The sequence below is a fragment of the Devosia honganensis genome (genome assembly GCF_042648785.1).
Classification (GTDB): Bacteria; Pseudomonadota; Alphaproteobacteria; order Rhizobiales; family Devosiaceae; genus Devosia; species Devosia honganensis.
This window is the reverse complement of sequence record NZ_JBHRYD010000001.1, coordinates 241,058-266,301: the sequence shown is the minus strand read 5'-3', so window position 1 is coordinate 266,301 and position 25,244 is coordinate 241,058. Positions and strand designations below refer to the sequence as shown.

Here is a 25,244-nt window from a genome sequence, read left to right as displayed (position 1 = left end):
GATGCGAACCAGCTTGCCCGGCTGCCGCGTTGCGGTCAAGCCGATGTTCTTCGATGAGATAGGTGCTCCACATGGCAAATGCAAAGGCGACGATCATGACCGGTTCCGGACCTGCAATTCCATCGGCCATCCGGCTTTCGGCCTTTCCCCTGGCTCTGGCGATGACCGCGCTGACCATGGCGGCGAGCGCCGGGCAGACGGTGGACTCCAGCGCCGGCCCGCTATCGGCCACGGTGCTGGCCGAGGGGCTCGAACATCCCTGGGCGCTGGCCTTCCTGCCCGATGGGCGGTTTTTGGTCACCGAACGGCCGGGGCGCCTGCGCGTGGTGGCGGATGGCGCCCTGGGACCGCCGATCGAGGGCGTGCCCGAGGTGGTGGCGCGGGGGCAGGGCGGCCTGCTCGACCTGGCGCTGGCCCCGGATTTCGAGCGGAGCGGACGGCTCTTTCTCAGCTATGCCGAACCCGCGGAGGCCGCCGGCCAGCCGGGAGGCGCCGGCACGGCGGTGATGGCGGCGCGGCTGCTGCTGGAGGGCGATGGCGGGCGGCTGGAGGACCAGCAGGTGATCTTCCGCATGAACCGTTTCGACGATTCCAGCCGGCATTTCGGCTCGCGCATCGTGGTGGGCGCCGATGGCAATCTGTTCGTGACGCTGGGGGAGCGCGGCACGATGGAGCGGGCGCAGGACCCGACGGATTTGGCGGGCGGCGTGGTGCGGATCGGCCCCGACGGCTCGGTGCCGGAAGACAATCCGCGCCCCGAAGGCTGGGCGCCCGAGTTCTGGAGCATCGGGCATCGCAATCCGCAGGGCGCGACGCTGCGGGACAGCGATGGCGCGCTGTTCACGGTCGAGCACGGCGCAAGGGGCGGCGACGAGGTGAACAAGCCGGAGGCCGGAGGCAATTACGGCTGGCCGGTCATCACCTATGGCATGGATTATTCCGGCCTGCCCATCGGCGAAGGGCAGGAAAAGGCGGGAATGGAGCAGCCGCTCCACTATTGGGACCCGTCCATCTCGCCTTCGGGACTGGATTTCTACGAGGGCGAGCTGATGCCCGCCTGGGACGGCGACCTGGTGCTGGGCGGGCTGAGCGGCGAAGTGCTGGTGCGGCTCGATATGGAAGGCGACCGGGTGGTCGGGGAGGAAAGGCTGTTCGAGCGGCAATTGGGCCGGGTGCGCGACGTGCGGGTCGGCGGGGACGGGGCGATCTACCTGCTGACCGATGCGGCGGATGGAAAGCTGATCCGGGTGGCGCCGGAGGGGCGGTAGGCCGGTGCGGGAAGCCTGCCCCCGGGCAAGGGAAGGGGCGCGCCCCGGGTTGGAGCGCGCCCCCGATCAGATAGCGCCAGTGGTTCAGGTGGCGGTGAGGTTGTCGGCGGCGGACTTGCCGGTCCGCTTGTCCTTGACGATCTCGTAATTGACCTTCTGGCCTTCATCCAGGCCATTGAGGCCCGAGCGCTGGACGGCGGAGATATGGACGAAGACGTCCGCCCCACCTTCGTCCGGCTGAATGAAGCCATAGCCTTTTTGGCCGTTGAACCACTTAACGGTGCCCGTTGCCATTTTGCGCGTTCCCTCGTGCAATCGCTGCTGGTGCGATCCCGGCCATGCACCTGACCGGAGACCAGATAATATCGAAATACCGGAAGATGACGTCAGCAATGGCGAATGGCATTCGCGTCTTCAGATCAGTCGGCCGCAATATTCGATGCTGCAAATCTACCCTGAAATTCGCGGCGCATCAATATGGTCCATGGGCACGACGAAACGCCCGGCGGACGCGGGGTCCGTCGAGGGGAAAGGCAACTGGTCTCAATGGCATTCCGGACCGGGACGGGCCGGAACATGATGCCCGCAAAGGGCGTGGCGGCAAGCGAGCCACCAGCCGGCATTCTAGGCGAGTCGCGGGCAATGAGAAGGGCGCAAATGGTCACATGAGTTCGCCCGCCGTATTTTACTCGCATCGATCGGGCCGGGCGTTACGGCAAAGCGCGCCGCGCCGCCGCAGCCCGAACTTGTGCTGGTCAGGACGGCGCGGGCTTGGCAGAAAGGGCGACATGCTTTTGCGGAAGGCCACGATGAATACGATCCGTCATGATTTCCGGTCCGATACGGTGACCCGCCCCAGCCAAGCCATGCGCGCGGCCATGGCGCGGGCGGAGGTGGGGGACGACGTCTTCGGCGACGATCCCACCGTCAACCGGCTCGAGGGCCACATGGCGGCGATGCTGGGAAAGCAGGCGGCGCTGTTCGTGCCCTCGGGGACCCAATCCAACCTGCTGGCGCTGATGAGCCATTGCGGAAGGGGCGACGAGTTCATCGCCGGGCAGGAGGCGCATTGCTACAGGTTCGAGGCAGGCGGGGCGGCGGTGCTGGGCTCCATCCAGCCGCAGCCCATCGCGCATCTGCCCGACGGCACCATGGCGCTGGCGGAGATCGAGGGCGCGATCAAGAGCGCGGACAGCCATTTCGCCAGGACGCGGGCGATCGCGCTGGAAAACACCTTCGGCGGGCGGGCGCTGCCCATGGATTACATGCAGGCGGTGGCGGATCTGGGCCGCCGGCACGGCCTGGGGCTGCACCTGGACGGCGCCCGCGCCTTCAATGCCTGCCTGGCCCTCGGGGTGACGATAAGGGACCTCGCGGCGCCGTTCGACACGGTATCCGTGTGCCTGTCGAAAGGATTGGGGGCGCCGGTCGGCTCGGTGCTGGTGGGCGGAAGCGAACTGATCGAGACGGCGCGCCGTCATCGCAAGATGCTGGGCGGGGGCATGCGGCAGGCGGGCATATTGGCCGCGGCGGGGCTGCATGCGCTCGAGCACAATGTGGCGCTGCTGGAAGAGGACCACCGGCGGGCGCGGGTGCTGGCCGAGGGCCTCGCGCGCCACCAGGCGCTCGCGGTGACGATGCCCGATACCAATATCGTCTGGGTCGACATGGAGGCGACGCTGGGCGCCAGGCTTGGCGCGGCGTTGGCGGCGCAAGGCATCGGGGTGAGCGGCATCCAGGGCCGGCAGCGCTGGGTGACCCATCTCGATGTCGGCGATGCGGACGTGGCGGCGGCGCTGGCGGCGGTGGAGCGGTTTTTCTCCGAATCCGGTTAGATTCTATTTGGATGCGGCAATAGTTTCTTCACCCTCTTGCACAAGACCTTGTTCAATCCCTGTCGTTAGGGTCTGTGCGGAAGGGAAAGACCATAGTGCCGTCCAGAAATGCCATAACAAGTCGCGTACTCGTCACGCTGGCGGAGATCGAAGCGGTTGCCGATGCCTGGCAGGAGCTCGAGCGCCATTGCGCCGATCCGCTGGGATATTTCCAGAGCTATGAATGGTGCCGGGGCTGGGTGAAGCATTTCGGCACCGGTGGCCATCGCCCCTATGTGATGACGCTCTGGCGCGGCGAGCAACTGATCGCGCTCTGGCCGCGCATGATCGTGGAGACGCCCGGCCTGCGCCGGCTGGAGACGCTGGGCACCCCCCATACGCAATATTGCGGCGCGCTGGTGCGGCGGGGCAGCGCGCCCATGGCCGAGATTTCCCGGCGGATGACGGCGGCGGCGCGCGCCTCCGGCTGCGATGTGACGATTTCACGGGCGGTGCCGGAGGGGACGGCGCTGGCCGAACTGCTCGCCGGCAAGCCGGAAGTGCGCGGCAGCGCCAATGCGGCTTCGATGCTCGATCTGAGCGGCTTCGGCGGGCCCGAGGACTATGTGGGGCAATTGGGCAAGCTGCAGAGGCGCAACCGGAACCGCCGCCGCAACCATCTGGCGCGACTGGGGGAACTGGGCTTCGAGACGGTCTGGCCGGAACATCCCGAATTCGAGGAGCTGGTCCGGCTTTGCACCGGGATGAAGCGCCGCTGGCTGGCGGAGACCGGGCGCTACAGCGTCGGCTTTTCCATGAGCGGCTATGAGGATTTCCTCGCGGAACTGCCGGGCGACCGCCGGAAGCTGAGCGGGGCGTGCCTGTTCGTGTTGCGGGCCGGCGAGTGCCCGGTCGCCATCGAACTGGGCTTCATCCGGAAGCGGCACTATTACGCCTATATCGGCGGCTTCGACTGGGACCTGCGCGATCTGTCGCCCGGCAAGGTGCAGATGGACATGACGGTGGCCTGGCTGATCGAAAACGGCATCGACGCCTATGACCTGCTGATCAACGAAGCGGACTACAAGGCGAGCTGGACCAGCCGGACCGTCGCCGTGACCACGCGGGCGCAGGCGCTGAGCTGGAAGGGCTGGCTCTACACCGCGGCCTGGCTGCCGAGCCTGCGGCCGGCCCTCAAGCGCCTGCACGGGGCGCTGCCGGCGATAGCGGATCGGGTGACGGTGCTGATGCGGCCCGCCGCCTGCCTGCTGCTTTATGTCTGAGACCCGCGCCGGCGCCCTGGATGCCGCCATCGCGCTGGGAATCAGGGTGGCGAGCGCCGGGCTGGTGTTCGGGCTGCAGGTGTTGCTGGCGCGGCTGATGCCGGCGGAAGGGTATGGCGGCTTCGTCACCCTGTGGACCTGGATGCTGGCGCTGGGCAGTTTTGCCGCGCTGGGCTTTGCCGAATCCAGCCTGCGGTTCCTGCCGCGCTATCAATTGCGCGGTAGGCGGGTGGCGGTGCGGCAATATTGGCGGTTCGGGCTGGCGATGGTGCTGGCGGTGAGCCTGCTGCTGGGGTTCGCTGCGGTGGCGCTGGGCGCCGGCATGGCGGAGGGGCCGGGACAGATGGTGCTGCTGGTGGGCCTGGGCCTGCCGTTCCTCGCCATGGAATATTATCTCGAGGGCGTGGCCCGCAGCTTCGGCTGGTTCCGGCTGGCGGCGGTGCCGGTCTATATCGTGCGGCCGATCTTGATCGGGCTGGCCTGCCTGGGGCTGCATGCCGCCGGAACGGCGCTGACGCTGCCGCTGGTGGGGGCGGTGCTGATCGGGGCCATGGCGGTGACGGCGATGGGCGTGGCGCTGGTGCTGGCAAAGCGGCTGCATGCCCTCGCGCCCCTGCGCAAGGCGGCGTCGCCGGGACAGCGGCGGCTATGGCTGCAAGCCTCCCTGCCGCTGCTGCTGCTGTCGGGGCTCGAAGACCTGGTCAGCCACGCCGACATCCTGCTGCTGACGCTGCTGGCCGAGCCGGAGGCGGTCGGCATCTATTTCGCGGCGGCGCGCAGCCTCGCCCTGGCGGGTTTCGTGGCCTATGCGATGACGCTGGTGTGGGGTCGGCGCTTCGCCCTGGACCTGGCGGGGAAATCGCGGGCGCAACTGCAGGGCAGCATTCTCGAGGCGACGCGCCTCACCCTGTGGGCGACGGTGCTGGCGGTGGCGGCGGCCCTCGCGGCCGGCCCGGTGCTGCTCGGGACCTTCGGCGCCGAGTTCCTGGCGGGGCAGGGCGCGATGTGGATATTGGGCGCCGGCATGGTGCTGCGCGCGGTCGCCGGGCAGGCGGGGGAAGTGCTGATCGTGACCGGACGGCAGCGCGAAGGCCTGCTGATCGGCCTGGGGGTCCTGGCGGTGACGCTGGCGCTCGGCCTCGTCCTCGTGCCGTGGCTGGGGATCATGGGCGCGGCGCTGGCCAGCGCCCTGGCCATGGCGTTCCGCACCCTGGCGCTGGTCCTGGTGCTGCACCGCACGGAAAACCTGCGCATCGCCGCCTTCGGCCTGCCGGCGCTGGGCCGGGTCGCCGGATGAGCGGACTGCCCCGGTGGCGGCGCCAGAACGGCGCCGCCTGAGGCTCAAGCGGCGAAATATTCCTGCAGGGCACGGACCTGGAGATTGCCCTGGCGGTAGGCGAGAATGCCCTCCACCGCCGCCAGCGCGCCGTCGAGGGTGGTGTAATAGGGGATTTTCGCCAGCAGGGCGGTGCGGCGGATATCGCGGCTGTCGGAAATCGCCTTGAGGCCGTCGGTGGTGTTGATCACCAGTTGCACGCCGCCGTTCTTCATCGAATCGACGATATGCGGGCGGCCCTCGAGCACCTTGTTGATCTTGACCGCCGGCACGCCGTTGTCATTGAGGTAACGCTGCGTCCCACCGGTGGCGAGGATGGTGAAGCCGGCCTCGACCAGGTGGCGGGCCAGATCGACGATGCCCGGCTTGTCGGCATCGCGCACCGAGATGAAGGCGGCGCCGGTCGAGGGCACCTTGGAGCCGCCGCCCATCTGCGACTTGGCGAAGGCCATGGCGAAATCGGTGTCGAGGCCGATCACCTCGCCGGTGGACTTCATTTCCGGACCCAGGACCGTATCGACGCCGGGGAAGCGGTTGAAGGGGAAGACCGCTTCCTTGACCGCGATGTGGTCGAGCTGCTTTTCGGCGAGGTCGAAGCTGGCAAGGCTTTCGCCCGCCATGATGCGCGAGGCGATCTTGGCGATGGGCTCGCCGATGACCTTGGCGACGAAGGGCACGGTGCGCGAGGCGCGCGGATTGACCTCGAGCAGGTAGATGACGCCGTCCTTGAGCGCGAACTGCACGTTCATCAGGCCCCCGACCTTGAGCGCGAAGGCGAGCTCGGCGGTCTGGCGCTTCAGTTCGGCGATGATCTCGGGCGAGAGGCTGCGCGGGGGCAGGGTGCAGGCGCTGTCGCCCGAATGGATGCCCGCTTCCTCGATATGCTCCATGATGCCGGCCACGAACACGTCCTTGCCGTCGCACAGGCAATCGACGTCGATTTCGGTGGCGCCGGACAGATAGGCGTCGAACAGCAGCGGATTGTCCGAAAGCACCGAATTGATCTGGCCGGTGCGGTCGTTGGGGTAGCGGTGCAGGATGTCGGGGGGCACGAGGCCGGTCAGGGTATCCTGCACATAGCGCTCGAACTCGTTGGCCGAGTGGACGATGGCCATGGCGCGGCCGCCCAGCACGTAGGAGGGACGGATGACCAGCGGATAGCCCAGCCGCTCGGCCACCAGCCGGGCCTGTTCGAGGCTGTAGGCGATGCCGTTCTTGGGCTGGGTCAATTCCAGCTTGTTGAGCAGCTTGGAGAACAGGTCCCGGTCCTCGGCCAGGTCGATGGCGTCGGGCTGCGTGCCCAGGATCGGCACACCGGCCTTCTGCACCGCCTCGGCAAGGTTGAGGGGGGTCTGGCCGCCGAACTGCACGATGACGCCATGCAGGGTGCCGTTCTGCTTTTCGGTCTCGAGAATCTCGATGACGTCCTCCTCGGTCAGCGGCTCGAAATAAAGCCGGTCGGAGGTGTCGTAGTCGGTCGAGACGGTTTCGGGATTGCAGTTGACCATGATGGTCTCGTAGCCGGCCTCGGCCAGGGCGAAGGCGGCATGGCAGCAGCAATAGTCGAACTCGATGCCCTGGCCGATGCGGTTGGGGCCGCCGCCGAGAATGACCACCTTCTTGCGGTCCGAGGGACGGGCCTCGTCCGCGACCTTGCCGGCGAAGGGCACCTCATAGGTCGAATACATGTAAGCGGTGGGCGAAGCGAATTCGGCGGCCGAGGTGTCGATGCGCTTATAGGCCGGGCGCACCTCGAGGCTGTGACGCAGCCTGCGCACATCGGAGGCCTTGAGGCCGGCGAGCTCCGCCAGGCGCTTGTCGGAAAAGCCCATGGACTTGAGCTGGCGCAGGGTCGCCGCGTCCTGGGGCAGGCCGAATTCGCGCACCCTCGCTTCCATGTCGACGATGCCGCGCATCTGCTCGAGGAACCAGGGGTCGATCTTGCAGGCTTCGAAAATGTCCTCGTTGGAGACGCCCAGGCGCATGGCCTCGGCCACGTGCAGCAGGCGCTGCGGGGTCGGCGTGCCCAGCGCCGCGCGGATGGCGTTCTTGTCCTCGCCCTCGCCAAGGCCGGGAATGCCGACCTCGTTGAGGCCGGTGAGGCCGGTTTCGAGGCTGCGCAGGGCCTTTTGCAGCGATTCCTGGAAGGTGCGGCCGATGGCCATGGCCTCGCCCACCGATTTCATCGAGGTGGTGAGGCGATCGTCGGCGCCGGGGAACTTCTCGAAGGCGAAACGCGGAATCTTGGTGACGACATAGTCGATGGCCGGCTCGAACGAGGCCGGGGTGGCGCCGCCGGTGATGTCGTTCTCCAATTCGTCGAGCGTATAGCCCACCGCCAGCCGCGCGGCGACCTTGGCGATGGGAAAGCCGGTGGCCTTGGAGGCCAGGGCTGAGGAGCGCGACACGCGCGGGTTCATCTCGATGACGATCATGCGGCCGTCGGCGGGATTGACGGCGAACTGCACGTTGGAGCCGCCGGTCTCCACCCCGATCTCGCGCAGCACCGCGATCGAGGCGTTGCGCATGATCTGGTATTCCTTGTCGGTCAGCGTCAGGGCCGGGGCCACGGTGATGCTGTCGCCGGTGTGGACGCCCATGGGATCGATGTTCTCGATCGAGCAGATGATGATGCAGTTGTCGTTCCGGTCGCGGACGACTTCCATCTCGTACTCTTTCCAGCCGAGAACGCTTTCCTCGACCAGCACTTCATTGGTGGGCGAGGCGTCGATGCCGCTCTCGCAGATGGCGAGATATTCTTCCTTGTTGTAGGCGATGCCGCCGCCGGTGCCCCCCAGGGTGAAGCTGGGGCGAATGATGGCCGGCAGGCCGATGACTTCCAGCGCCTGCAGGGCCTCGATGGTGTTGTGGGCGAGCATGGAGCGCGGGGTTTCGAGGCCGATCTTCTTCATGGCGTCGCGGAACAATTCGCGGTCCTCGGCCTTGTCGATGGCCTCGGCGGTGGCGCCGATCATCTCCACGCCGAATTTGTCGAGCACCCCCATCTTGCGCAGCGAAAGGGCGCAATTGAGCGCGGTCTGGCCGCCCATGGTCGGGAGCAGCGCGTCGGGGCGCTCCTTTTCGATGATCCGGGCGACCACTTCGGGGGTGATCGGCTCCATATAGGTGGCGTCGGCCAGATCGGGATCGGTCATGATGGTGGCGGGATTGGAGTTGACCAGGATGATCCGGTAACCCTCCTCCTTGAGCGCCTTGCAGGCCTGGGTGCCCGAATAGTCGAATTCGCAAGCCTGCCCGATGATGATGGGACCCGCGCCGATGATGAGGATCGATTTGATGTCGGTACGCTTCGGCATTCGGGGCTCGCTCTGCTCTCAAAACTGGATGGCGGGCGAGAAGGGGAATCGCCCGGACGCACCTGTCCACGCGAAACCCGCGCGGCAGTTGAGCACTGCGGCGCAGGGGAGAAGGCCGAACATGGTGGTTAGGTGGGCGGTTTAGCGGAAGAGTCGCGGGAAGGGAAGGGGGCGCAAAGCTTCGCGAAGGCCCGATGCGCAACTTTCTTGCGGCGGCCGGTTTCTGATAGGCTCGGCACCGGCTGCCGGCGAAATCGCAAAGGACGGGCCCGATGAAAATCTATGTCACCAGCGTCATGGTCGACGACCAGGGCAAGGCGCTGCAATTCTACCGCGACAAGCTGGGCTTCCAGGTGAAGAACGATATCGACATGGGCGGCGGGGCGCGATGGCTGACGCTGGTTTCGCCGGAAAATCCCGAGGGCACGGAATTGCTGCTGGAGCCGGCGGGGCACAGGGCAGCCGCTCCCTTCAGGCAGGCCCTGGTGCAGGACGGCATTCCCTTCACCTCGTTCATGGTGGACGATATCCAGAGCGAATACCGGCGGCTGCAAGGGCTCGGCGTACGGTTCACGCTGGAGCCCATGGATGCGGGAACGGTGTGGATGGCGGTATTCGACGATACCTGCGGCAACCTGATCCAGATCGTGCAGATGAAGGGCTAGGGCCGGCAAAAAGCGCCCGGCCGGGTGGCCGGGCGCTTTCACGACGCTGTCAGTTCAGGCGGCCGGACCAGTCGTCGACTTCCTTGCGGACCTCGTCCTTGGCCTTGCCGTAGCGTTCCTGGATCTTGCCTTCCAACTGTTCGCGGTTGCCGTTGATCTGGGTGATGTCGTCATCGGTGAGCTTGCCCCACTGCTCCTTGACCTTGCCCGAAAACTGCTTCCAGCCACCTTCGATGCGGTTCCAGTCCATTTTCGTCTCCTCGACAATGTGTGTGCCGGATCAACGCGCTAGATGGTCCGAGGTTCCTGCGGCGGAACACTTATAAGGGATCGGTGCGGTAAAGGGCGATGCGGATGCCGCCATGCAGGACCGGCGGCAGCGCGGGGCCGAAGGCAAGGCCGGTGGCCTCGGCGAGTTGCCGGTCGGCGGTGACGATGCCGACCCGCCAGCCGGCGAAACGGGCCTGCAGCACCCGGCCCAGATTGCGGTGGAGGGCGATGAGCGGCCCCTTGTCGCCGATGCGCGCGCCATAGGGGGGATTGACGATGACGAGGCCGGGCGGCCCCTCGGGCGGCGTCAGCTCCTCGACGGGCTGGCGGGAGAACCGGGTGTGGGCGCCGACGCCGGCGCGGGCGGCGTTTTCCTCCGCCATGCGCACGGCGCCGGCATCGCGGTCGGAGCCATGAAACAGCAGCGGCGTGTCGCGGGGCGGGGGCGGGCGGCGCATCGCGGCCCATGCCTCGTTGTCGAAGCCCGGCAGGAGCTCGAAGGCGAAATCGCGCTCGCGACCGGGCAGAAGCCCGAGCGCGATCTCGGCCGCCTCGATGGGAAAGGTGCCCGACCCGCACATGGGGTCGAGCACCGGCTCGCTGCCGTCGAAGCCGCATTGGCGCAGGAACATCGCGGCCATGGTCTCGCGCATCGGCGCCTTGCTGACCGCTGCCTTGAAGCCGCGCTTGTGCAGGGATGGTCCGGTCGTATCGAGGCTGATGGTCACCAGATCGTCCTCGATGCGGACCATGACCCGCAGGGGCGCATCGGCGGCGACGGGCGCTCCGACCGTATCGGCAATGGCATTGGCGACGCGCTGGGCGGCGGCGCCGGCGTGATAGATGCGTGAACGGCGGCAGGCCGCCTCGACCTGCACCGGTACGTCGGGGCGCAACAGCTCCGCCCAGGGCAATTTGCGGGAACGCTTGTCGAGCTGGGCCAGATGCACGGCACGGAAGGAGGCGATGCGGGCCAGCACCCGCGTGGCGCCGCGCAGCACCAGATTGGCGCGCCGGACATCGGGCCAGGTGCCGGAGAAAATCACCCCGCCATCGGTGATGCGGGCCTCGGTGAAGCCGGCGGCGCGGGCTTCCTCGGCCAGCGGCGCTTCGAGGCCAGGCGTGGCGACGAGGAAGATGTCGAAGGGAGCATCGGTCATGCGCGAGCAGTAGCGGCGGGTCGGGGCGCTGGCAATGGCCGGCAGCGGGCGCACTTTGCCTCTATCGGCGAGTGGCGATATAAGGCGGCACTCCTTTCCCGCAAACTTTCAGTGAGTCTCCATCATGTCCGATGAATATGTGCCGCCCAAGGTCTGGAAATGGGATCAGGGGGGCGGCGGCATCAGCACCAACCGGCCCATAGCGGGGCCGACGCATGACCAGGAGCTGCCGCGCGGCCGACACGAGCTGCAACTGCACTCGCTGGCGACGCCGAATGGGCAAAAAGTCTCCATCATGCTCGAGGAATTGCTGGCGGCGGGACATGAGGCCGAATACGACGCCTGGCTCATCGATATCGGCAAGGGCGACCAGTTCGGTTCGGGCTTTGTCGGCATCAATCCCAATTCCAAGATCCCGGCCATGATCGACTATGGCCCGGCCGAGCCGATCCGGCTGTTCGAGAGCGGTTCGATCCTGCTCTATCTCGCCGACAAGTTCGATGCTTTCCTCTCCAAGGACGTGGCCAGGCGCGCCGAGACCATGAACTGGCTGTTCTGGCAGATGGGCAGCGCGCCGTTCGTCGGCGGCGGGTTCGGGCATTTCTATGCCTATGCGCCCACCAAGCAGGAATATCCGATCAACCGCTACGCCATGGAAACCAAGCGCCAGCTCGACGTGCTGGACCGGCAACTGGCCGAGCACGAATTCGTCTCGGGCACCGATTACACCATCGCCGACATGGCGATTTTCCCCTGGTATGGCGGAATGGTGCTGGGCCGCGCCTACGGGGCGGCGGAATTCCTCGACGTCCAGACCTACAAGAACGTGATGCGCTGGGCCCGGCAGGTCGATGCGCGCGAGCCGGTCAAGCGCGGCCGCTGCGTCAACGCCACCGGCGGGCCGGAAGACGAGCAACTGGCCGAGCGTCATTCGGCCGCCGATATCGACAAGGTGCTGGCCATCCGCAAGGCGCGCGGGACGGTTTAGAGGCTTTCATGTTTTGACGGAATCGGCGACCAGCGCTCCCTCCCCCTTGAGGGGAGGGTTGGGGAGGGGGTGGGTTTGGCGGATCACCGAAGGACCCCCACCCCCGACCCCTCCCCTCAAGGGGGAGGGGAGCAAGAAAGCGCTGATCCGCTTGACAGTGAAAGGCTCTAGGCGGGACTGAGCGCGGAGCGCCTGCGACAAGATGGCGGGGTGGTCCGGACGAGCCGCCCCGCCCCCATACACCCCCTGTTAAGCATGATCGGGCCATGATCGGAGAGCGGCGTCGGGCGGAATTCCGGCCGCTGCACGGAATTCTGTCGCCAGCCCGAGTGTGTCCTCATGCGTCTGATCATCGGTGTCATCGTCGTTTTCGCCAGCGTCTTCGGCGGCTATGCGGCGATGGGCGGGCATGTGGAAGTGCTCTGGCAGCCCTTCGAGTTCGTCATCATCCTGGGCGCGGCGATCGGCGCCTTCGTCATCGGCAATGGCGCGCCGGTGCTCAAGGCGGTGCCGGCCATGTTCGGCTCGCTGTTCAAGGGGCCGAAATACGACAAGGCCGCCTATGTGGAACTGCTGGGCATGCAGTTCGCCCTTTACAAGCTGGTGCAGCAAAAGGGCATTCTGGGCATCGAGCAGCATATCGAGGACCCGCGCAATTCCACGCTGTTCAACGCTTTCCCCACTTTCGCGCGCAACCATCATGCGGTGGAATTCGTGTGCGACTACATGCGCATGGTGACCATGGGCGCCAATAATGTGCACGAGATGGAAGCGCTGATGGACGAGGAGCTGGAAACTCACCATCAGGAGCAGGAGCGGATCGTTTCCGCCGTGCAGGCCATTGCCGACGCCACGCCGGCGCTGGGCATCGTCGCGGCCGTGCTGGGCGTGATCAAGACCATGGGCGCCATCACCGAGCCGCCCGAAGTGCTCGGCCATCTGATCGGCGGGGCGCTGGTGGGGACATTTTTCGGCGTCTTCGTGGCCTATGGCTTTTTCGGACCCTTCGCGCAGTCGCTGCGCAACACCTTCGAGGCGGAGGCGAAATATTTCCTCTCGCTCAAGGTCGGCCTTCTGGCCCATATCGGCGGGCAGCCGCCGGTCATGGCCATCGAATTCGCCCGCAAGGCGCTGATGAGCGAGGTGCGGCCCACATTCAACGAGGTGGAAGCCGCCACCGCGGCCCTGCCGGCGACGGCCTAGGCGGAGCGGAGCTGAGCCAGAATGGCCAATTACGACCAGCCGATAATCATCAAGAAAATCCGGAAACGGAAGCATCCGCATCATGGCGGTGCCTGGAAGATCGCCTATGCCGACTTCGTGACGGCGATGATGGCCTTCTTCCTGCTGCTCTGGCTCATCAGCATGACGACGCCCGAGCAGAAGCAGGGCCTGGCGGATTATTTCGCCCCGGCGGCGGTGAGTCTGTCCAGCAGCGGAGCCGGCGGGGTGATGGGCGGCAATGCCATGGACGATACGGGCGATCTCATGTCCGGGTCCTCGGTCGAGGTGGTGGTCGAGGCGCCGGCTTCGCCGCAAAGCGCCGATACCGGCGCGGCGGAAGCCAGCCTGGGCGGGCCGGCGCGCCAGCCGGGCAGCGAGAACCAGGCCAGCAGCGACAGCGAATTCAACCTCAAGGCGATCGACAGCCAGGCGTTCCACAGCGCCGCCGCCAGCATCAGGCAGGCCTGGCAGGCCATGCCGGAGCTGACCCCGTTCATGGACAATCTGCTCATCGAGCAGACCGAGGAAGGGCTGGATATCCAGATCATCGACCAGCAGGGGCAGCCGATGTTCCCCGAGGGATCGAAATATCCGCTGGAGCCGACGCGCGCCGCCATCGCCGCCATCGCCCCGGTCGTGCAGCAGCTCAATGCGCAGATCACCATTTCCGGCCATACGGCGGCGGGTGGGCGCTATGACAATCCGCGCTACGGGCCCTGGGAGCTGTCGGCGGACCGGGCCAATGTGGTGCGCTCGGTGCTGGGAGAATTCGGGCTGAGCGAGGACCGCATCAAATCGGTGATCGGGCGGGCGACGGATGAGCCGTTCTTTCCCAACGATCCCTATATGGCCGCCAATGAGCGGGTGCGCATCACCGTGCTGCAGGTGCCGCCGCCGGTGCCGGCGGGGTTGCGGCCCTAGAGGCGTTCAGGTCTTGACGGAAGCGCCGACCGGCGCCCCCTTGCCCAGCGAGAGGTGAAGGGGCTTTGCAATGAATGCCCAGCCCGGTGGAACGTCCGGATAGGCATGGCGTTTCTGTCGATCCGCAACGGAAACAAAGACGCACCATGCTGCAACTTCTGCTTATCCTTGTGATCATCGCCCTGGTCGCCGGCGCGATGGGCTTTACCGGGCTGGCGGGCACGGCGGCGACCCTCGCCAAATTGGTGCTGGTCCTCATGCTGATCGCCATCGCCATCATCCTGATCCTCACCCTGACCGGGATCGCCGTGCTGTTCTAGGGCCGTTCCGGAACCTTCACGCGGGGCCCCTGGGGGAGAGGAGGCGCGCCAGCGCCAGCACGCCGATGGCGACGAGGGCCGGGACCAGCGCCAGCGGCGATCCCGCGACCCAGAGCGCGCCGGTGGCGGCCCAGGCGATGGAGGAAAAGGCCTCGCACAGCGTGGCGGCGCGCGAGGCGACCTGGCGGCGGCGGAACATTGACCGCCTCGCGGTGACCCGGAACCAGAGCTGGATGGCGGTGGAGGCGCTGGCGGCGAGCAGGGCGCAGGCGGCCGTGACCATGGCCATGGACGGGGATGCCAGGGCCAGAGCCAGCAATAACGGCAGCAGCACGGCGGCGATGACGGCGAGCACCGCCTCGACCTTGGCACGCAGGATGGTGCCCGGCGAGAGCGGCGCGGTGGCGACCAGATCATGCGCGTCCTCCCCGGAAATGGCCAGCCAGGCGAGGCCGCCCGCCAATTGGCCGGAGGCCATGACCAGCACCGGCACGATGACGATATAGGTGCCTTCGCCGGCGCCGTAATTGACCCAGAGCAGCAGGGCCGGCGGCACCAGGTAAAGCAATTGCATCAGCGTCTGGGAGAGCAGCCAGGGATCGCGCTGGAGCAGCTTCCATTCCTTGCGGCGCAAGGCGTGCCGCGGGGAGGCGGCGGAGAAAGCCCGGGGCGAGATGCGGCGCTGGCTGCCGACATGGCTGAGCCCGGCGGCGGAGGTGGCGAGACGGGCATAGCCCGGCGCGGTGAGGGCGATGGCCAGGAGCAGGAGCAGCAGGGCCAGGGCGAACAGCATTGCGGCCAGCACCGGATCGCCCATGGCGGCGCGGGCGGGCAGGAAGAGCGGGCTGGCCGTGTCGGGGGCGTTGGCCAGCAGATCCTCGGACTGGAAAAAGGCGAAGCGGGAAAAGCCTTCATGCGAAAGGATCGCCGCGGCCTGGATGCCGATGACGAAGCCGGCGCCGACAATGGCGGCGACGATCTGGGCGATGAGGCGGGTGCGGCGCGGGCCGGCGAGGCGGAACAGCAGCCGGGTGAGGGTGAGCGCGATGGCGACGGAGAGGGCCGCGAGCGCCGCCAGGACCAGATAGATCGAGAGCCAGCGCCAGCCGTCCTGCAGGACCAGCGCCCATACGAGCGGGCTGACCAGCAGGGCGCCCAGCGCGAGGGTGGAGGCAAGCACCGCGCCGGCCCGCACGGCGAAAAGGCGGCGGCTGGGAGCGGGCGAGGAAAGGACGAGATCGAGGTCGGAGCGGGCGTAATAGGCGCGGGTGACCGCTTCGAGGGCCTGCGAGAGGGTGACGGCCCAGAACAGCAGGCCCATGCCGCTGACCATGACCAGCGCCTGCTTGTCGATGACGATGCCGGCTTCGACCCAGGGGCGGATCGCGAACCAGGCAATGACCTGCATGAGGGCATAGACGGCGAGGCCGCCAATGGCGAAGCCGATGAGGCGGGGCCGCCGCCCGCCGGTCATCATCGCCATCCATTCGCGCCAGGCGAGACGGAATTCGTGATGGGCGAACCAGAGAATGGAGGTGGGAGCCAGGGTCACGCCGCCGCATTCCCCCGGGCCACCAGATCGAGAAATATGTCCTCGAGCGTGGATTGCTGGCCCACGCGCTCGCGCAGCTCCGCCAGCGTACCCTCGGCGATGAGGCGGCCGCCCGACAGCACGCCGATCCGCTCGGCCATGCGCTCGGCGACTTCCAGAATATGGGTGGTCATGATGACGGTGACGCCGGAGGCGACGCGGGCGCGCAGCACGTCCTTGACCTGCCGGGCGGAGCCGGCGTCGAGCCCGGTCAGGGGTTCGTCGAGGATGATGAGGCGCGGATCGTGCACCAGCGCGCCGGCGAGGGCGACCTTTTGCAGCATGCCCTTGGAAAAGCCGCCGCACAGCTCGTTGGCGTGGGGACCGAGCCCGAGCCAGTCGACCAGGTCATGGGCGGCCGCGCGGGCGCGGGCCGGCTCGACCTGCCAGAGGCCGGCGACGAAATCGAGATATTCGAGCGGGGTCAGGCGCTCATAGACCATGGGCTCGTCCGAGACCCAGGCCATGAGGCGCTTGGCGGCGACGGGATCGGCAAGGGCATCGATGCCGAATACCGAGATGGCGCCGGCATCGGGGCGCAGCAGGCCGGCGACCATGCGCAAGATGGTGGTCTTGCCGGCGCCGTTGGGGCCGAGCAGGGCGTAGAATTCGCCGGCGTCGATGGTGAGGTCGAGGCCGTTCACCACCGGACGGTCGAAGGCTTTGGCAAGGCCGGACAGGACAAGGGCGGGAGGCGGCATGGGGCACGGTTCCGGAGCAGGGCCACGAAGATATGGCCGAGCCTAGGCTCGCGGGTCTTTCCGGCGGGTGAATGGCAAGCGTTAACGAATGTGGTCAGTTTGCCGTGAGCGGGCGCGCCGTCCTCGACGGCCGGGCGCCGCCTTACCGAACGAGGGCAGGGTCGACCAGGGCGCCCTTGTGGCCGATGACGATGCCGGCGGTACGGTGGGCGGCCTCGGCGGCTTCGGCGAGACTCTTGCCGCTTAGCCGGGCGGCGAGATAGGCGCCGTTGAAGCTGTCGCCGGCGCCGGTGGCGTCGACCACCTCGACGCCCGAGGCGGGGGCCATGCGGACACGCTCCCCGGCAGTGGCGACGAGAGCGTCCTTGCCGCCGTCCTTGACCACGACTTCCTCGACGCCCAGTTCGAGATAACGGTCGGCGGTGTCCTCGATGGTCTTGTCGCCGAACAGCGGCGCCTCGTCGGTATGGGTGGGCAGCACGATGTCGCAGAGACTGGCGGCGGCGGTGAGCACGCAGGCCATGACGCGAGGGCTGGTCCACAGGGCCGGGCGCAGATTGGTGTCGAAGGCGATCCGGGCGCCATTGTCCCGGGCCCTGACGATGGCCCCCAGCAGGCGGCCGCGGGCGCGGGGCGCGAGAATGGCGAGGGTGATGCCGGAGAAATAGACCAGTTCGGCGCCTTCGACCGCCTTGGCGAGAGCGTCCCTGTCGTCGGCGAGGAGCTTGGCGGCGGAGGTGTCGCGCCAATAGGTGAAGTGACGGTCGCCCCGCTCCTGATGGATCATGTAAAGGCCGGGCCGGCGCTCGGGAATGGTCTGGATATGGCCGGTGCCGATATCGTTGTCGGCGAGAAAGGCGCGGATGTCGCCGGAATAGCGGTCTTCGCCCAGCGCCGTGGCGTAATCGACCGACCAGTCCCTGCCCAGGAGGGCGCGCAGATACCAGGCGGTGTTGAGCGTGTCGCCGGCATAGCCGAGGCGATAGGTGCGGTCCTCGCCGCCGCTCATCTCGATCATGCATTCCCCGATGCTGACGATGCGCCTGGTCAATATAAGCTCCTGTTCCGGATGGCTCCGTTTAGCACATGGCCCTCTCGGCGAAAGCGGAAATTCGGTTTCCATCCTCCGGCACGGCGCGATGAGCGCACCGGTCTGGGGAAAGGGGCCGGGCGGCATCATTCCAACTTCCATACAAGAAAGGAAGTGACTAAGGTGCGGCAAAATTCAGCCCGGAGCCCCGAACATGACGCGTCTCAGCGCCGCTTTCCTTGCCCAGCCCCGCACGGGCGTTCAGATCCCCGACTATGACCGCAAGCAGGTGAGGCCGGGCATCGTGCATCTGGGCATCGGCGCGTTTCACCGGGCGCATATGGCGGTCTATGTCGACGACCTGCTGGGCCGCGATCCGGACTGGGGGATCGTCGGGGCCAGCCTGCGCCGGCCCGACACCAAGGAGGCGCTGGAGCCGCAGGACGGGCTCTACACCATCGCCGTGCGCGATGCCGCCGGCACCCATCCGCGCGTCATCGGCTCGATCCTGCGGGTGATGGATGCCAATAGCGAGCGCGAGGACCTGCTCTCGCTGATGGCCGATCCTGCCATTCGCATCGTTTCGCTGACGGTGACGGAAAAAGGCTATTGCCACGATCCGGCGACGGGCGAGCTGGACGAAACCCATCCCGATATCGTGCATGACCTGGCCCATCCCGGCGCGCCCAGATCGGCTCCGGGGATGATCGTCGAGGCGCTGGCGCGGCGGCGGGCGGAGGGCGTGGTGCCCTTCACGGTGATGAGCTGCGACAATCTTCCCTCCAATGGCGAAACCGCCAAGCGGATCGTGACGCGGTTTGCGGCGCTGCGCGACGCGGCGCTGGGCGCATGGGTGAAGGATGTGGCCTTTCCCTCGACCATGGTGGACCGCATCGTGCCCTCGACCACCGATGCCGACCGGGCGGAGGTGACCGAACTGATCGGGGCGGAGGATGCCTGGCCGATCATGACCGAGCCGTTCACCCAATGGGTGATCGAGGACGATTTCCCCGGCGGGCGCCCGGCCTTCGAGGCGGTGGGGGCGCAATTGGTCGCGGATGTCGAGCCGTTCGAGCATATGAAGTTGCGCATGCTCAACGGATCGCATTCCACCATGGCCTATGCCGGTTATCTGGGCGGCTACGAATATATCGCCGAGGTCATGGGCGACGCCGCCTATGTGAAGCTGATCCACGACCTGATGAGCGAGGAAGTCATGCCGACGCTCGACATGCCGGGCGTCGATCTGGGCGCCTATCGCGACCAGTTGCTGGAGCGGTTCCGCAATCCGGCGCTCAGGCACCGGACCTGGCAGATCGCCATGGATGGCAGCCAGAAGCTGCCGCAGCGCCTCCTGGGCACGATCCGCGACCGCATCGCGGCGGGGCAGGAATTCGGGCGGCTGGCGCTGGGGGTGGCGGCCTGGATGCGCTACGTCACCGGAGTGGATGAGGACGGCAACGAAATCGACGTTCGCGATCCGCTGGCGCTGCGCATGCACGCCATCGCCGCCGATGCGGGGGACGATCCGGCGGCCCTGTTCGCGGGGCTGACCTCGCTCAGCGAGGTGTTCGGCACCGATCTGGCCGATAACGAGACATTCCGGGCGGCGGTGGTGGGCCAGTTGGAGAGCCTGTTCGACAAGGGAGCGAGGGCGACCGTGAAAGCAGCGGCGGGTTAAGGGCTCGGCCGCGCTGGAAAGTCCTCCTTTGGAACCCGTTCCCCGCCGCTGCACTTACTGCTAGCGTTCGCATGACTATCGAAAGGCGTCGGCAATGAAGTGGCGGGGGCGGGAGCGCAGCTCCAATATCGAGGATCGCCGGGGGCAGCGTATCGGGGGCGGGCTCGGCGGCCTGGGCGGCAGGAGCGGCGGCATCCGCATCCCCATGGGCGGGGGCGGGCGCGGCGGCATCGGCGGCCTTATCGGCATAGCGGTGGTGCTGGGCTTTTTGTGGCTCGCCACCGGGCAGAACCCGCTCGACATGCTGGCGGGCGGTTCGTCCCCGGGGCCGTCATCGGGCGCGAGCTCGACGCAATTGCCGGCGGAGGGCCAGGACGAACTGGCCGATTTCGTCGCCGTGGTGATCAAGGAAACCGAGGATCTGTGGAGCGAGCAGTTCGCCGCCCTCGGCGAGGACTATCCCGAACCCAAGGTGGTGCTGTTCACCGACCGGGTGAATTCGGCCTGCGGAATGGCCGACGCCTCGGTGGGGCCGTTCTACTGCCCGGGCGACAGCCGGGTCTATATCGACCTCAGCTTTTACGATCAGTTGCACCGGCAGTTCGGCGCGCCGGGCGATTTCGCCCAGGCCTATGTGCTCGCCCATGAGATTGGACACCACGTGCAGAACCTCACCGGCGTGCTGCCCGAGTTCAACCGCCGCCGCCAGGCGATGAGCCAGGAACAGGCCAATGCCTATTCTGTGCGGGTGGAGTTGCAGGCCGACTGCTATGCCGGGGTGTGGGCCAGCTATGCCGGCCAGCAGAACCTGCTCGAATCGGGCGATATCGAGGAGGCGCTGAACGCGGCCAACCAGATCGGCGACGATACGCTGCAAAAGCGCATGCAGGGTTTCGCCGTGCCCAAGACCTTCAATCACGGCACTTCGGCCCAGCGCAAGACCTGGTTCGAGCGCGGCTATCGCACCGGCGATCCGGGGGCCTGCGACACGTTTTCGGGGAATATCTGACAGACGCGGGCACGGGTGACCGAGGCGGACGCATGCTGTAAGGCTGCCGCAAACTGTTGCAGCGGCCTTATTTCATGACCATTCCGAAAATCCTGCATTTCACCTGGAAGACCAAGACCCTTACCAGGTTCGCCCAGAAAATATGGGACGACTGGGCGCGTACCCATCCCGACTGGGAGATGAAATTATGGGACGATGGGGATATAAGGGCGCTGGTGGAGGAGCATTATCCGGAGCATCTGCCGACCTTTGACGGCTATCCCTCGGGCATTTTCCGGGCGGACGCCTTCCGCTTCTTCGTGCTGCACCGGGAAGGCGGCGTCTATGCCGATCTCGACGTGGTGCCCAAGGGACGCATCGATCCGCTGTGCGCGGCGACGTCCTGTTTCGTGGGGGCGGAACCGGAAATCCATGTCGAGGAAAATGACGGCCGCTATCGCGGCATGCCGTTCGTGCTGTGCAATGCCTTCATGGGGTCGGAGCCGGGCCATCCGTTCTGGCAGCGCTGTCTCGACAGGCTGGCGCAATGCTCGGTCAGCGGCGATGTGGTGGACGCGACCGGGCCGCGCTTCGTCAACGGGGTGGCGCTGTGTGCGCCCCCCGAAGAGCGGCCCGATGCGCTCCTGCCCAATTACTGGAGCCCGCTTTCGGGCTGGGGCCGATATTGCCCGACCTCGGAGGCCTATGCCGATGCGGTGGCGGCGGAATTCCGGGTGATCGGGCGTGGCGAGCCGGCGCTGGTCTCGCATCTGTGGCGCAATTCCTGGTTCATGCCGTTCTTCTACAAGGGGCCGCAGTTCTGGAGGCTGCCCAACAGGCTGCAATGGTGGTGGCGGGCCAGGCGGCATAAGGAGCTGTCGGGGCTGGAGTTCAAGGCACCGAGCCGGAGCTATGCCGACCAGGAAATAAAAGTGCCGGCCGAACTGCCGCCACTCTATGTCGCCGTGGACCTCTCGGAGGGTCGAAGCGAGGGGCTTGCGGCGCTGTTGCAGGGCCTGTCCTATCCGGCGGAGAAGCTGACCTTCGGGTTTTTCGGCGGCAGGGTGGAGGGCGTTGCCGGCGAGATGCATGCAGCCACCGCCGATGCGGCGCAGCGCCACAACGCCATGCTGGAGGCCAGTGCCGGCAAGGGGGATTTCGTGCTGCTGGACGGGCGGCTGGCCTCACTGCCGCCGGGAATATTGGAGGCCATGGTGGGTGCCGAGAGGCCGGTGGTGACGGTCAATGTGGTTTCGGGGGAGGGCGAGGACCGGAACGAGCACACGCTGCTCTACAATGCCGATCTGTTCAAGGCGCTGTTCCGCGCCGGGATCAGGGACGGGGAAGTGCATCCCCGCGCGAGCAGCAGCGTGCTGCCGCTGCACGATTTCCGCTATCTCAACATCGCGCCGGTGACGACGGCCGGCGCCGACCTGCTGCTGGTGCGACAGGCGGTGGCGGAAGCGGGGGTTCGCTTTGCCGAGATGCCCTACAAGCTCCATGGGGACGTGCGCGGCCTGGCCCTCTTGTCGCGGGACCGGGGTTTTGAAGTGGCGGCCCTGCCCAACTGGACGGCGGTCACGACGCGATAGCGCCTTTCATTGTGAGCGCCGCCCGGTACTAGGCCGCGGCGTCGGAGCCGGTCGATTCAGGCTGTTCGGGCAGGCCCTTCTGGCGGCGCACCAGGTTGAGGAAGCGCGTGAACAGATGGTGGCTGTCGCGGGGGCCGGGGCTGGCTTCGGGGTGGTACTGCACCGAGAAGATCGGCTTGCCGTCGACCGCCAGGCCGGCATTGGAGCCGTCGAAGAGCGAGATATGGGTCTGGGTCACGCCCTGGGGCAGGCTCTCGGTATCGATGGCGAAGCCGTGGTTCATCGAGGTGATTTCCACCTTGCCGGTCACCAGGTCCTTGACCGGATGATTGGCGCCGTGGTGGCCCTGATGCATTTTCGAGGTGCTGCCGCCCAGCGCGAGGCCGAGGAGCTGGTGACCGAGGCAGATGCCGAAAATGGGCTTGCCGGTATCGATCAGCTTGCGGATGGCGGGCACGGCGTATTTGCCGGTGGCGGCCGGGTCCCCCGGGCCGTTGGACAGGAAGATGCCATCGGGCTCATGCGCGAGGATTTCGGCGGCGGTGGCGGTGGCGGGCACCACGGTGACCTTCGCGCCGCCATCGGCAAGACAGCGCAGGATGTTGCGCTTGGCGCCGAAATCGACGGCAACGACGTGGAATTGTGGGTTCTCGACGACGCCATAGCCCTTGTTCCACTGCCAGCCCGTCTGGTCCCAGTGATAGGTCTGGGCGGTGGTGACCTCCCGGGCCAGGTCGAGCCCTTCGAGGCCTGGAAAGGCCTTGAGCTCCGCCAGGATCGAGGCGTCGTCGAACTGGCCGCTCGGCTCATGGGCGACGACCCCGTTCGGCATGCCGCTCTCGCGGATTAGCGCGGTGAGGGCGCGGGTGTCGATGCCGGCGATGCCCACGATATTGCGCTTCTTGAGCCAGGCATCGAGCTTCTGGGTGGCGCGGTAATTGGACGGATTGGTGATGTCGGCCTTGAGCACCACCCCGCGCACGCCCGAAAGGGCCGCCGGGTTCAGCGTCTCGGTGTCTTCCTCATTGGTGCCGACATTGCCGATATGGGGAAAGGTGAAGGTGACGATCTGGCCGGCATAGGACGGATCGGTGAGCACTTCCTGATAGCCGGTCATGGCGGTGTTGAAGCAAACCTCGCCGGCCGCGTGGCCGATGGCGCCGATGCCCCTGCCTTCGAGGCGGGTGCCGTCCGCAAGGATCAGAACTGCGGTCGCGGGGGTCTGTTGCCAGCCGGTCACTTCGGGTCTCCAAGGCTCGGGTTTCGCATGGCCGCGCGGCAAGAACGATGGCGGAGGGCCGTCCACTGGCGCAGCGATGATGTCGGTTGAGGGCTCCTCTTAAAAGGCCGGCGCGGGCAGCGCAAGTGGCGCCGGCTGCGTTTCGCGCCTATATGATGGCCACAATCTGCATAGCAAGGAGCCAGCACGACCATGCGCGAAGACATCAGCGAAGGGCTCAAGCAGGCGCTGAAGGCCCGCGACCAGCGGCGCACGGCCACCCTGCGGTCCATCAATGCCGCCATCAAGGATCGCGACATCGCCAATCGCGGCGAGGGCAAGGGCCCGGCGACCAATGACGAAATCCTCGCCATGATCCAGAAGATGGTGAAGCAGCGCGAGGAAAGTTTCGCCATCTATGCCGAGGCCGGGCGGGCCGACCTGGCGACGGTGGAAAAGGAAGAGATCGACATTCTCAACGAATTCCTGCCCAAGCCGCTCACCGAGGACGAGGTGGCCGCCGCGATCAAGGCGGCGATCACGGCCACCGGCGCCGGCGAGCCCAAGGACATGGGCAAGGTGATCGCCCGGCTGAAGGCCGATTATCCGGGGCGAATCGATTTCGGCAAGGTCAGCGGACAGGTCCGCGCGGCGCTGAGCGCCTGAATCAGGCCACCAGCCGGAGCGCGGCCAGGTGCACCTGGTTGCGCCCGGCGCTCTTGGCCTTGTAAAGCGCGGCGTCGGCACGGCTGAGGACGGAGGAGAAGGTTTCGCCGGCGCCGGCGGTGGCGAGGCCGGCGCTGACCGTGGCGATGCCATCGGAGGAGCCGATGGGGATGCGCAGGCCCGCAAAGCCTTCCCTGATGCCTTCGGCAACCCGCTGGGCGGCCTCGCGGTCGAGCCCGGGCAGGATGACGCAGAATTCCTCGCCACCCAGACGCGCCACGACGTCCTTGCCCCGGAGCTGCTCCCGCATCACCCCGGCGAATTGCTGCAACACCAGATCGCCATGGGCGTGGCCGTGGCGGTCGTTGATCTGCTTGAAATTATCGAGATCGAACATCAGCACGCCAAGATCGGGAACGATGTCGTCCTCCCCGAAGCGCTCGAACAGGGCGCGGCGGTTGAGCACGCCGGTGAGCGCATCGGTATTGGCCTCGGTCCGATGGCGGCGGGCGGCGCGGGCATGATGCAGTGTGAGGGTGATGGCGCCGATGCCCGTCAGGCCGACCAGCGCCATGATGGAATTGACGTCCTCGGCCCAGTTCTGGGGCGGGCCGTCGAGCACCCATTGGCGCTGGACGGCCAGCATTACCGCGCAACCGACAAAGGACAGGGCGGTGAGCGCGTAGAGCGTGGCGTTGACCGCCATCGCCGCCGGCGCCTCGTGGCGGCCGCGCCAGAACTCCAGTCCGCACAGGAACATGAACAGCGCCCCCGACAGATTGAGCATCAGCGTGCCGGTGCCGGCATAGCCGGCGATCAGCGGCGCGGCGGTGAAAAGGATGCAGGCAAGGCCGAGCAGCAGGGAGGGGAACAGGCGCGCATGCGGGTTCCGGAACAGGCGGGAGCCGGAATGAATGAAGGAAAACCCGGCGATGAGCACCGCGAAGGGAACGAGCTGGTGCTGCAATTCATAGGCGCCGTTGCGCAGGCCCATGGCGCCCAAGGCCACCACCACCAGTCCGATGCCGATGGCGCCGTGGCCGAGATAGGATTCGCCGCGCGCGTTCAGCCAGCCGATCAGCAGCGCCACCATGAGGGAAGCGCTGGAGAACGCTATGCCGATGAGAAGCGACGCGTTGTCGATCATGGTTCCATCTGCCGCCGATCCATTTCGGCGCCGTCTTAACGCGGAATGTCACAACGATCCCCT

Annotated in this window: 22 protein-coding genes; 13 read left to right on the top strand and 9 right to left on the bottom strand. The window is 66.9% G+C overall.

Annotated elements, in window-relative coordinates; all coding sequences use genetic code 11:
* The first annotated feature begins 95 nt into the window (after positions 1-95).
* Positions 96-1,268: a PQQ-dependent sugar dehydrogenase gene (locus tag ACFOOL_RS01245; RefSeq protein WP_380094144.1), complete on the top strand. Its 1,173-nt coding sequence runs from the start codon at positions 96-98 to the stop codon at positions 1,266-1,268.
* A gap of 84 nt (positions 1,269-1,352) precedes the next feature.
* On the opposite strand, the gene ACFOOL_RS01240 is transcribed toward ACFOOL_RS01245, so the two are convergent.
* Positions 1,353-1,562 carry a cold-shock protein gene (locus ACFOOL_RS01240; RefSeq protein WP_380094142.1) on the bottom strand — a complete coding sequence of 70 codons (210 nt, stop codon included), beginning with the start codon at positions 1,560-1,562 and terminating at the stop codon, positions 1,353-1,355.
* A gap of 515 nt (positions 1,563-2,077) precedes the next feature.
* Between ACFOOL_RS01240 and ltaE the strand changes: the two genes are divergently transcribed.
* From ltaE to ACFOOL_RS01225, 3 genes are all read left to right on the top strand, one after another.
* Positions 2,078-3,103, top strand: a complete 1,026-nt coding sequence (ltaE, locus tag ACFOOL_RS01235) for a low-specificity L-threonine aldolase (RefSeq protein ID WP_380094141.1) — start codon at positions 2,078-2,080, stop codon at positions 3,101-3,103.
* 95 nt (positions 3,104-3,198) lie between these two features.
* Positions 3,199-4,365 (top strand): GNAT family N-acetyltransferase, encoded by a 1,167-nt coding sequence (locus ACFOOL_RS01230; protein ID WP_380094139.1) that lies wholly within the window; start codon positions 3,199-3,201, stop codon positions 4,363-4,365.
* Positions 4,358-5,662: a lipopolysaccharide biosynthesis protein gene (locus ACFOOL_RS01225; RefSeq protein WP_380094138.1), complete on the top strand. Its 1,305-nt coding sequence runs from the start codon at positions 4,358-4,360 to the stop codon at positions 5,660-5,662. Before ACFOOL_RS01230 ends, ACFOOL_RS01225 begins: the two co-directional genes overlap by 8 nt.
* 44 nt (positions 5,663-5,706) lie before the next feature.
* On the opposite strand, the gene carB is transcribed toward ACFOOL_RS01225, so the two are convergent.
* Complete coding sequence (gene carB, locus ACFOOL_RS01220; RefSeq protein ID WP_380094137.1) at positions 5,707-9,018, bottom strand: carbamoyl-phosphate synthase large subunit; 3,312 nt, start codon at positions 9,016-9,018, stop codon at positions 5,707-5,709.
* A gap of 272 nt (positions 9,019-9,290) precedes the next feature.
* Here carB and ACFOOL_RS01215 point away from each other — a divergent pair, with 272 nt between their 5' ends.
* A complete protein-coding gene (locus ACFOOL_RS01215; RefSeq protein WP_380094134.1) occupies positions 9,291-9,683 on the top strand; it encodes a VOC family protein in 393 nt (130 codons plus the stop codon).
* Positions 9,684-9,732: 49 nt separating this feature from the next.
* Here ACFOOL_RS01215 and ACFOOL_RS01210 read toward each other — a convergent pair whose 3' ends face one another.
* Entirely contained in the window at positions 9,733-9,933 is a 201-nt protein-coding gene (locus tag ACFOOL_RS01210) for a CsbD family protein (RefSeq protein ID WP_380094132.1), read from the bottom strand.
* Between the two features lie 70 nt (positions 9,934-10,003).
* Complete coding sequence (locus ACFOOL_RS01205; protein WP_380094131.1) at positions 10,004-11,167, bottom strand: THUMP domain-containing class I SAM-dependent RNA methyltransferase; 1,164 nt, start codon at positions 11,165-11,167, stop codon at positions 10,004-10,006.
* Positions 11,168-11,237: 70 nt separating this feature from the next.
* Here ACFOOL_RS01205 and yghU point away from each other — a divergent pair, with 70 nt between their 5' ends.
* The 4 genes from yghU to ACFOOL_RS01185 all read left to right on the top strand — a co-directional run bounded on the left by yghU (position 11,238) and on the right by ACFOOL_RS01185 (position 14,566).
* Entirely contained in the window at positions 11,238-12,101 is an 864-nt protein-coding gene (gene yghU / locus ACFOOL_RS01200) for a glutathione-dependent disulfide-bond oxidoreductase (protein WP_380094129.1), read from the top strand.
* A gap of 339 nt (positions 12,102-12,440) precedes the next feature.
* Positions 12,441-13,304: a flagellar motor stator protein MotA gene (gene motA, locus ACFOOL_RS01195; protein ID WP_380094127.1), complete on the top strand. Its 864-nt coding sequence runs from the start codon at positions 12,441-12,443 to the stop codon at positions 13,302-13,304.
* A 21-nt stretch (positions 13,305-13,325) separates the two neighbouring features.
* Positions 13,326-14,246: a flagellar motor protein MotB gene (locus ACFOOL_RS01190; protein WP_380094125.1), complete on the top strand. Its 921-nt coding sequence runs from the start codon at positions 13,326-13,328 to the stop codon at positions 14,244-14,246.
* A gap of 146 nt (positions 14,247-14,392) precedes the next feature.
* Positions 14,393-14,566 (top strand): DUF1328 family protein, encoded by a 174-nt coding sequence (locus ACFOOL_RS01185; protein WP_380094124.1) that lies wholly within the window; start codon positions 14,393-14,395, stop codon positions 14,564-14,566.
* A 16-nt stretch (positions 14,567-14,582) separates the two neighbouring features.
* Here ACFOOL_RS01185 and ACFOOL_RS01180 read toward each other — a convergent pair whose 3' ends face one another.
* The 3 genes from ACFOOL_RS01180 to ACFOOL_RS01170 form a co-directional block, all read right to left on the bottom strand.
* Positions 14,583-16,118, bottom strand: coding sequence for a permease (locus tag ACFOOL_RS01180; protein WP_380094123.1), 1,536 nt, complete (start codon positions 16,116-16,118; stop codon positions 14,583-14,585).
* Positions 16,115-16,858: an ABC transporter ATP-binding protein gene (locus ACFOOL_RS01175; RefSeq protein ID WP_380094121.1), complete on the bottom strand. Its 744-nt coding sequence runs from the start codon at positions 16,856-16,858 to the stop codon at positions 16,115-16,117. Before ACFOOL_RS01175 ends, ACFOOL_RS01180 begins: the two co-directional genes overlap by 4 nt.
* Before the next feature lie 142 nt (positions 16,859-17,000).
* A complete protein-coding gene (locus ACFOOL_RS01170; RefSeq protein WP_380094120.1) occupies positions 17,001-17,909 on the bottom strand; it encodes a sugar kinase in 909 nt (302 codons plus the stop codon).
* 193 nt (positions 17,910-18,102) lie between these two features.
* Between ACFOOL_RS01170 and ACFOOL_RS01165 the strand changes: the two genes are divergently transcribed.
* The 3 genes from ACFOOL_RS01165 to ACFOOL_RS01155 all read left to right on the top strand — a co-directional run bounded on the left by ACFOOL_RS01165 (position 18,103) and on the right by ACFOOL_RS01155 (position 22,149).
* Positions 18,103-19,569, top strand: a complete 1,467-nt coding sequence (locus ACFOOL_RS01165; protein ID WP_380094118.1) for a mannitol dehydrogenase family protein — start codon at positions 18,103-18,105, stop codon at positions 19,567-19,569.
* A 94-nt stretch (positions 19,570-19,663) separates the two neighbouring features.
* Positions 19,664-20,578 (top strand): KPN_02809 family neutral zinc metallopeptidase, encoded by a 915-nt coding sequence (gene ypfJ / locus ACFOOL_RS01160; protein WP_380094116.1) that lies wholly within the window; start codon positions 19,664-19,666, stop codon positions 20,576-20,578.
* Between the two features lie 74 nt (positions 20,579-20,652).
* Positions 20,653-22,149 carry a glycosyltransferase family 32 protein gene (locus ACFOOL_RS01155; protein ID WP_380094114.1) on the top strand — a complete coding sequence of 499 codons (1,497 nt, stop codon included), beginning with the start codon at positions 20,653-20,655 and terminating at the stop codon, positions 22,147-22,149.
* Positions 22,150-22,177: 28 nt separating this feature from the next.
* Here the strand turns inward: ACFOOL_RS01155 and carA are convergent, their stop codons facing one another.
* Entirely contained in the window at positions 22,178-23,389 is a 1,212-nt protein-coding gene (gene carA, locus ACFOOL_RS01150) for a glutamine-hydrolyzing carbamoyl-phosphate synthase small subunit (RefSeq protein ID WP_380094112.1), read from the bottom strand.
* Between the two features lie 192 nt (positions 23,390-23,581).
* On the opposite strand from carA, the gene ACFOOL_RS01145 reads away from it, so the two are divergent.
* A complete protein-coding gene (locus ACFOOL_RS01145; RefSeq protein ID WP_380094110.1) occupies positions 23,582-24,034 on the top strand; it encodes a GatB/YqeY domain-containing protein in 453 nt (150 codons plus the stop codon).
* A gap of 1 nt (position 24,035) precedes the next feature.
* Here the strand turns inward: ACFOOL_RS01145 and ACFOOL_RS01140 are convergent, their stop codons facing one another.
* Entirely contained in the window at positions 24,036-25,181 is a 1,146-nt protein-coding gene (locus ACFOOL_RS01140) for a GGDEF domain-containing protein (protein ID WP_380094109.1), read from the bottom strand.
* Positions 25,182-25,244 lie beyond the last annotated feature (63 nt).